The organism is Parvibaculum sp., assembly GCF_049671045.1.
Lineage (GTDB): Bacteria > Pseudomonadota > Alphaproteobacteria > Parvibaculales > Parvibaculaceae > Parvibaculum.
The window spans coordinates 1-7,899 of the sequence record NZ_JBATUH010000098.1 but is presented as its reverse complement, the minus strand read 5'-3'; the positions used below and the strand labels follow the sequence as shown (position 1 = coordinate 7,899).

The 7,899-nt window shown below is 63.6% G+C and carries 6 protein-coding genes and 1 pseudogene; 4 read left to right on the top strand and 3 right to left on the bottom strand.

Annotated features, from left to right (window positions below; all coding sequences use genetic code 11):
* Positions 1–550 (bottom strand): annotated as a pseudogene (locus WBG82_RS11025) (Y-family DNA polymerase); the annotation flags it as partial.
* Between the two features lie 300 nt (positions 551–850).
* Here WBG82_RS11025 and WBG82_RS11020 point away from each other — a divergent pair.
* On the top strand, positions 851–1,612 hold the full coding sequence (locus WBG82_RS11020) for a DUF2189 domain-containing protein (protein WP_424424577.1): 762 nt from the start codon (positions 851–853) through the stop codon (positions 1,610–1,612).
* A gap of 117 nt (positions 1,613–1,729) precedes the next feature.
* Positions 1,730–3,016, top strand: coding sequence for an NRAMP family divalent metal transporter (locus WBG82_RS11015; RefSeq protein ID WP_424424576.1), 1,287 nt, complete (start codon positions 1,730–1,732; stop codon positions 3,014–3,016).
* 6 nt (positions 3,017–3,022) lie between these two features.
* On the opposite strand, the gene WBG82_RS11010 is transcribed toward WBG82_RS11015, so the two are convergent.
* Complete coding sequence (locus tag WBG82_RS11010; protein WP_424424575.1) at positions 3,023–3,271, bottom strand: zinc-finger domain-containing protein; 249 nt, start codon at positions 3,269–3,271, stop codon at positions 3,023–3,025.
* Between the two features lie 185 nt (positions 3,272–3,456).
* Between WBG82_RS11010 and WBG82_RS11005 the strand changes: the two genes are divergently transcribed.
* Positions 3,457–4,821 (top strand): MFS transporter, encoded by a 1,365-nt coding sequence (locus WBG82_RS11005; RefSeq protein ID WP_424424574.1) that lies wholly within the window; start codon positions 3,457–3,459, stop codon positions 4,819–4,821.
* Positions 4,822–5,083: 262 nt separating this feature from the next.
* Complete coding sequence (locus WBG82_RS11000; protein ID WP_424424573.1) at positions 5,084–6,499, top strand: MFS transporter; 1,416 nt, start codon at positions 5,084–5,086, stop codon at positions 6,497–6,499.
* A gap of 6 nt (positions 6,500–6,505) precedes the next feature.
* Here the strand turns inward: WBG82_RS11000 and WBG82_RS10995 are convergent, their stop codons facing one another.
* On the bottom strand, positions 6,506–7,768 hold the full coding sequence (locus WBG82_RS10995) for a M20 family metallopeptidase (protein WP_424424572.1): 1,263 nt from the start codon (positions 7,766–7,768) through the stop codon (positions 6,506–6,508).
* Between the last annotated feature and the right edge of the window lie 131 nt (positions 7,769–7,899).

The window sequence follows — 7,899 nt, the reverse complement described above, 5'->3', positions numbered from 1 at the left end:
GAGCAGGCATGTCGCGTGGATGCCAGACGATGAGCCCGTCGCCATAGCGGCCCGGAGATTTCTTGCCTGCCTTGCAGGCCATCTTTGCCAATTGACGATTGGCGGCAAAGCCGATCGAGCAGGTGATGTACGGTCCAATATTGTCCCGTAACCGCTCCTTGATCTTGTGTCCGAGCGTCAGCGGATCGCCCCGTGACGAAAGGTCGAGGCGGCATGTTATCTCATCAATGCTCTTGACGGCATCAATGGGGATTATGGCTTGAATTTCGGAAAGCAACGCGTTGTGAGCCCGGCGGTACAAATCGGGCGATTGCGGCACGAAAACAATGTCGGGGCACAGGTTTCGTGCCTCGTCGAGTGGCATGACATTCCTGACACCACGAAGCTTTGCTTCGCGTGAACAGGCTATGACGCAGGTGTGCTCGGCATCGGCAAACGGCACGACCCCTACAGGACGACCGCGCAGACCGGGCCGGGCCTGTTGTTCAACGGATGCGAAAAAACCGTCGAAATCCAGATAAAGGCGTTCAGGTTCCGTGGGTTGACGCATCACTGCATACTCAGCTTGAAGTCAGATAGAATAGGAACATAAAGAGAACATTTGAGTCAACCGCCGAGACGCGAGGCGCCATCTGAGGTATAGTTCTTACCTCGGAAGGTCGCGGGTCTCTCGTGACTGGCGGCGCGATCGGCGCCCGGGCATGAGCAGTCCCCCGGCCCTTGAACCATCGGTTCGGGAGGTGCGGACATGGCCATCAGGAACCCCATCGAGTGGAGCTGGGCGCAGCTCAACAATATGGCGCTCGCGCTGGGCGCGGCGGGCCCCTCGCTCCATCACATTCAGGAGACCATGCATTCGCCCGCCCCGGCGATCCGCCGGATCAGCGTTCGGGACATTGGCGATGCGCTGGCGAAAGGTCTCGACGATTTCGGCGCCTACCGGACCGATGTCATCTTTCTCTGCGTCTTCTATCCCGTGGTCGGCCTCGTTCTCGCGCGGTTCATGTTCGGCAGCGACATGCTGCCGCTGCTCTTTCCGCTCGCATCGGGCTTCGCACTGGTCGGGCCCTTCGCCGCGATCGGCCTTTACGAGATGAGCCGGCGGCGCGAGCAGGGGCTTTCCGTTTCCTGGACGAACGCCTTCGACGTGGTGCGCCTGCCCGCATTCGCCGGGATGGTCGTTCTCGGCCTCGCGCTGGTGGTGACCTTCCTGCTCTGGCTCGTTGCGGCCTGGCTCATCTATCACTGGACGCTCGGGCCTGAATCGCCCGGCTCGGTTTCCTCCTTCATCCGCGACATCTTCGCAACGAGGCCCGGCTGGATGATGATCGTTGTGGGCTGCGGCGTGGGCTTTCTCTTCGCGCTCTTCGCCATGGCCATCAGCATCGTGTCGTTTCCTTTGCTGATCGACCGCGATGTCGGCCTCGATACGGCGATCCGCACCTCGATCCGCGCCATCGCCATGAACCCCGGGCCGATGGCCGTGTGGGGCCTCGTCGTCGCGGGCGGGCTCGCGATCGGATCGATCCCGCTCTTTCTGGGGCTCGCGGTGGTCATCCCGGTGCTCGGGCATGCCACCTGGCACCTCTATCGCAAGGTGGTGGAGCGCTGACCCGCCGCTTGCCGAAGCACAGGCGCCGGCGTCGCAGGCCGCCGGCCGTCATGCCTCACATCGAACGCAATTGCCGCATAGTCTCTTGACCCGAACCCAGGCAACCACCTCACCCCTATGAGCCAGGACGAAGAGGCCGTCGATCCATCTGCGGAGCGGAGAGGCAGCGTCTTCTCCATCCTCGGCCCGGGGCTGACGACGGGGGCTTCCGACGACGACCCGAGCGGCATCGCCACCTATTCGCAGGTCGGCGCGCAATTCGGCTATGCGCTCGGATGGACGCTGGTGCTGAGCATTCCGCTCATGGTGGCGATCCAGGAAATCAGCGCGAGGATCGGCCGCGTCTCCGGACACGGCATTGCGGGCAATCTCGCCCGGCATTATCCGCGGCCGGTTCTCTATGCCATTGTCAGCCTGCTTTTCGCGGCGAACGCCATCAATATCGGCGCGGATCTCGGCGCCATGGGCGCGGCGCTCAAACTGCTGATCGGCGGGCCGGCGTTTCTCTATGTCGTGCTCTTCGGCACGGCGAGCGTGCTCGCGGAAGTCTTCATCCAGTATGCGCGCTATGAGCCCATTCTGAAGTGGCTGACGCTGTCGCTCTTTGCCTATGTGGCGACGGTTTTCATCGTCGATGTGCCCTGGGCGCAAATGCCCTATCACGTGCTGGTGCCGACGGTTTCCGTCGATCCCGCCTTCATCACATGCGTCGTCGCCGTGCTGGGCACGACGATCAGCCCCTATCTCTTCTTCTGGCAGGCGGAGGAGGAGGTCGAGAGCGCAGAAGCGAAACCGTTATACAATCCGCTGCGGGACGATCTCGCCGCCGCGCCGCGCGAGTTCAGCCGCATCCGCGTCGATACGGTCATCGGCATGGTGTTCTCGAATACCGTGTCGCTTGCGATCGTCATCACCACGGCGGCGACGCTGCACGCGCATGGCGTCACCGACATCAACACTTCCGCCGAGGCCGCGGAGGCGCTGCGGCCCATTGCCGGGCCTTATGCATTCGCGATTTTCGCGGCGGGGATCATCGGCACTGGCGCGCTCGCCGTGCCGGTGCTCGCGGGCTCGGCCGCCTATGCGGTGGGAGAGGCGATGCAGTGGCCATCCGGCCTTGCGCGCCGGCCCGGCGAGGCGAAGGCGTTTTACGGCGTCCTGGCCTTCGCGACGCTCATCGGCGTCATCATGAATTTTTCGGATGTCGATCCGGTGAAGGCGCTTTTCTGGAGCGCCGTCATCAACGGCATCGTCGCAGTGCCGGTCATGTTCATGATGATGCTGATGACGCGGCGACGCGAGATCATGGGCCCGCTCATGCTGCCGCCGGGCCTGCGCATGCTTGGCTGGCTCGCCACCGCCATCATGGGCGCGACGGCCCTCGGCCTCGTCCTCACCTGGTGAGAAAGATCAGGCGTGCGCCCTCAGAAGGGAGATCGCGTCGGCGGGAACGGACTGGTCCGCCTTGAGCGAGGCGTCGAACTTGTAGAGCGTCGAGCAATAGGGGCAGAGGATTTCGGTATCGCGGCCCATGTCGAGGAAGACATGCGGATGGTCGTTGGGCGGCAGCGCGCCCATGCATTCGAATTCGCGTACGCCGATGCGGATTTCAGACACGCCAGCGTCGTTGGAGAATTTCGGTGTGCCTTGGCCGTGCATCGCTCTTCGCCTTTCGCTGCCGGATTTCGTTGCCTGTCGGGGTGCCCCGCCGAACCGGCGCTAAATTAGTCCGGCGGCATGTGAATTCCTAGCCGGAAGTTGAGGGCTTGGCCGCGCCATGCCGCTTGTTCATACTACCCCTCCGCGAAACTTTCCCACAGCCCATAGACGGAGTTAGCGACCGAATGGCCGAAGCCCGCCTCTCTGCCTGGAAATTGTCCGCATTTTCCGGGCCCGCGATCCCCATTGCCGCGCTTGGCCTGCCCATCGGCGTCTATCTTCCGCATTTCTACGCAGGCCCCATGGAACTCGGGCTCGCCACGGTGGGCACGATCTTCATGCTGGCGCGCTTCTGGGACGTGATCACCGATCCGGCGATGGGCGTGCTGTCGGACAAGTTTCCCTCGCGCTGGGGCAGGCGTCGGCACTGGATCGTGCTTTCCGTGCCGATCACGGCGCTCGCGGCCTATTTCGTCTTCATTCCCACGGCGCCGGTGACGCCGGCCTATCTCTTCTTCTGGATGTTCATCCTTTATGTCGGCTGGACGATGCTCACCATTTCGCACATGGCCTGGGCGGCCGAGCTGAGCGACGACTACAACGAGCGCTCGCGGGTGCAGGCGTTCCGCGAAGCCTTCCAGATTCTCGGCGTGCCGCTCGTGCTGATGCTGCCCGCGATAATCGAGACGATGGGCGCGGAAAACATGGAGTCCGTCCGCGTCGAGGCGATGGGCTGGTTCATCATCGTCCTGCTGCCGCTGACCGTGTTTCTCAATCTGCGCTTCGTGGGCGAGCGCCCCTCGCGCCCCCAGCCGCATGTCTCGCTCAAGGATGCCTTCCTGCCGCTGCTGAAGAACAAGGCGCTGCGCCTCATCGTGGTGGCGGATTTCGCCAGCGGCTTTTCCGCCGCCTCGCTCGCCTCCATGTTCATCTACGAGGTCACGCATGTCTGGCAGCTCAAGAGCTTCGCCAGCCTGCTCATGCTGCTCTATTTCTTCGCCGGGCTCGGCTTCATCCCGCTCGTGCTGAGGCTGAGCTATCGCTTCGGCAAGCATCACACGCTCGTCGGCACATCGCTTTTCAACGCCTGCTTCGCGCCGGTGCTCTTCCTCATCCCACCCGGCAACATCTATGTGGCGGCCGCGGTGCTCGTCTTCCTCGGCGTCAATGTCGGCAGCGCGACGATCCTTTATCGCTCCATCATGGCGGACGTCGCCGATATCGACGAACTGGAAACGGGCCAGCGCCGCACGGGCCTCTTCTATTCGATGCTCACGCTGACCCAGAAAGTCGGCGGCGCGGTGGCGGTCGGCATCGTGTTCTGGACGCTGGCGTTGATCGGATTCAATCCGAGGGGCGACAATTCTGCACATGCGATCAACGGCCTCTCAATCGTTTTCGTCGCGGTGCCCGTCATCTGCAACTTCCTCGTTGCCGCGATCATGTGGAGATTTCCGATCGGTTTGAAGGAACAGCAGGCGCTGCGCGAGAAGCTCGAGGAGCGCTATGTCGAGGAATCCGAAATGACGGAGCGCGGCCAAGCCAACTGACGGGCCGGCGATGCCGCAAGGTAATGCTTGGCCGTTGAGCCGCGCTTCGGCATACTCCGGCCCGGCGGTGAAACGGTGGCAGCAAAGAACCCCCGTAGTCCGCCATTCCCAGGGAGGGGCCATGCCTGCCGCGGCAGGGGGCGACGCGCGATTGAGGTTTCTATTTCCCCCGTTATGCGTGTCCACGGTTTGCGCCGGTTGCAGGCGCACGCCTCGCCCTCTCATTCCATAATACGTGAGTTCAGACCGGAGCGTACCTGGCATGGCCGAGGAGAGACATTCAACCTTTCGATTGCTCGCTTATGCGATGCCCTCGATCACCATCGCCGCCCTCGGTCTTCCGCTGGCCGTGCATCTGCCGGAGTTCTACGCGACCACGATGGGGCTCGGCCTGATCGCGGTCGGCGCCGCCTTCACGCTGGCGCGCGGCTGGGACGTGATCGTCGATCCGCTTCTCGGCTATGTCTCGGACAAGTTCGAAACCCGGTGGGGCCGCCGCCGGGTATGGGTGGTGATCTCCGCGCCGCTCATCATGCTGGCGAGCTTTTTTGTCTTCATTCCGAAGCGGGGCTTGCCGGCGCTCAACTCGGCCATCGGCGCTCTGGGCTTCGCGCCGATCGAGGCCGTGACAGAGGCGTATCTCGTCGGCGGCCTGCTGGTGCTCTATCTCGGCTTCACCATGCTGCTGCTCGCCCATATGTCATGGGGCGCGGAACTGAGCGACGACTATAACGAGCGCTCCCGGATTCAGGGCTGGCGCGAGGGCCTCTCCGTGCTGGGCGTGCCGCTGGTGCTGATGCTGCCGGTGGTGATCCAGTCTCTCGGCGGCGTCGATGCCGCGCATAACAGCGTGGAAGTGATCGGCTGGTTCATCATCATCGTGACGCCGCTGGCGACGCTTCTGGCCGTGACCATGATGGGCGAGCGCGATGCGAAGCCGCAGCCGCATCTGCACTGGCGCGAAGCCTTTACCGCGCTGATGACGAATGACGGCCTTCGCCGCCTGGTGATCGCCGATCTCTTCAGCGGCATTTCCGGTTCGGCGCTCGGCGCAATGTTCATCTTCGAGGCGAAATACGTCTGGGAAGTGGGCGGCTACACCAACCAGCTTCTGCTTCTCTATTTCTTCGCCGGCGTCGGCTTCGTGCCGCTGGTGTTGAAGCTCTCCTACAGGTTCGGCAAGCACTACACGATGATCGGGGCGTCGCTCTTCAATGTGTGCTTCGTGCCGACGCTGTTCCTCATCCCGCCGGGCAATATCTGGGTCGCCTCGCTCATCCTCGTCTTCCTCGGCGTCAATGTCGGCACGCCGTCGGTGCTCTATCGCTCGATGATGGCGGATGTGGGCGATTTCGACGAGGTGAAGACAGGCCAGCGCCGCACGGGGCTCTTCTACGCGCTGCTTACGCTGACGGCCAAGGTCGGCAGCGCCATCGCCATCGGCGCCGTCTATTTCATCCTCGATCGCATCGGCTTCCAGGCCGAGGGCAACAACACGCCGGAAGCGCTGTTCAACCTCAACGTGATCTATGTGGCGGTGCCGTTCCTCTGCAACCTCTGCGTGACGATCATCATGTGGGGCTTCCCCATAGGCCTGAAGGAACAGCAGGAGCTGCGCCGGATCCTCGATGAGCGTGTGGTGGAGGAAGTCGAGGCCGTCGAGGCGCCGGTGATCTGACGGCCCTTAGTGGGCGCCGCAGCCGCAGCCGCCGATCTCGGCCTTGCCGCTGGGGTCATAGGCGGCTGCGATCGAGCGGGCTGAGCCTTCCGCCGTCGCGGCGAACTCGGCCTGGGCCTTTTCGCGCAGGCTTGCATCCGTCATGTAGTCGATGGCCGTCAGGGCGAGCGCCTTGGCGCCATCGATACAGGCCTTGTCTCCAAGATCCGATCCAGCCCAGCGCGCAAATTCCGGATTGTGGATGACGACATTGGGCGGCGCGCAGGAAATCATCGGGTGGATCGAGGGCACGCGATGGCTGACATTGCCCATATCGGTGCTGCCCGCGCTGCCGCCCGGCATTTTTTCGAGCGGGAAGAAATCGCGGCCGAGGCCACGCATATTGGCCTCATAGGAGCGGGCAAGGGGCATGTTGGTTTTGAGGTCGAGATAGTCGGCCATCGCCCATTTGACCTCGACGGTGCATCCGGTGGCGAGGGCGCCCGCCTCGAAGCAGGCCTGAACGCGCTTCTTCAGCGGGGCAAGTTCCTCTGCATTGGCGGCGCGGACATAGAAGAACCCCTCCGTCTCGTCCGGCACGATGTTCGGCGCGTTGCCGCCCCTGGTGATGATGCCGTGAATGCGCTCCGAATGCTTGATGTGCTGGCGAAGCTGCGCGATGGCCTGATAGGCGGTTACGAGCGCATCGAGCGCGTTGAGGCCCGCATGCGGCATGGCCGAAGCGTGGGAACTCTTGCCGCGATAGGTGACGACGACTTCCGAGATCGCGATGCAGGGCATGGTGATGAGGTCGATGCCGGCGGGATGCACCATCATCGCCGCGTCCACGCCTTCGAAGGCGCCCTGCCGGGCCATCAGCTCCTTGCCGCCGCCGCGCTCCTCCGCCGGCGTGCCGAGATAGCGCACGGGGCCGGGGAGCGCATCGCCGAGCGCGCCGAGAGCCAGAGCGGCGCCGAGGCCCGTCGTCGCGATGATGTTGTGCCCGCAGGCGTGCCCGATGCCGGGCAACGCGTCATATTCCGAAAGGATCGCCACTTCCGGCGCGCCCGCCGGGCCGAAGGCGGAGGCATAGGCCGTGGGCAGGCCGAAGGCGCCACGCGTGACCGGCAGGCCCGCGCTCTCCAGACGCGCAGTCAGCAGCCGCGCCGCTTCCACCTCGTGGAAGGCAAGCTCGGGGTTTGCATGGATCGCATGGCTCACATCGATGAGCATCGGGGCCATGGCGTCGATCGCATCGCAGACCTGGCGCTTGAGAACTGAAGCCGTCATTTCCTTCCTCCCGCTATTTCCGAAATCCTAGCCGGATGCGCCTGTCCTTGCCACCCTGCGAAAGATGTTAGACTGGCCGCGAACCCGGAGGAGGACGATCCGTGCAGTATTTCGAATCCGATGGTCTGACG

Bases quoted from the DNA above. Each gene is read 5' to 3' on its own strand.
- WBG82_RS11020 (WP_424424577.1), top strand. From the start codon at position 851: ATGCATTCGCCCGCCCCGGCGATCCGCCGGATCAGCGTTCGGGACATT.
- WBG82_RS11015 (WP_424424576.1), top strand. From the start codon at position 1,730: ATGAGCCAGGACGAAGAGGCCGTCGATCCATCTGCGGAGCGGAGAGGC.
- WBG82_RS11010 (WP_424424575.1), bottom strand. From the start codon at position 3,271: ATGCACGGCCAAGGCACACCGAAATTCTCCAACGACGCTGGCGTGTCT.
- WBG82_RS11005 (WP_424424574.1), top strand. From the start codon at position 3,457: ATGGCCGAAGCCCGCCTCTCTGCCTGGAAATTGTCCGCATTTTCCGGG.
- WBG82_RS11000 (WP_424424573.1), top strand. From the start codon at position 5,084: ATGGCCGAGGAGAGACATTCAACCTTTCGATTGCTCGCTTATGCGATG.
- WBG82_RS10995 (WP_424424572.1), bottom strand. From the start codon at position 7,768: ATGACGGCTTCAGTTCTCAAGCGCCAGGTCTGCGATGCGATCGACGCC.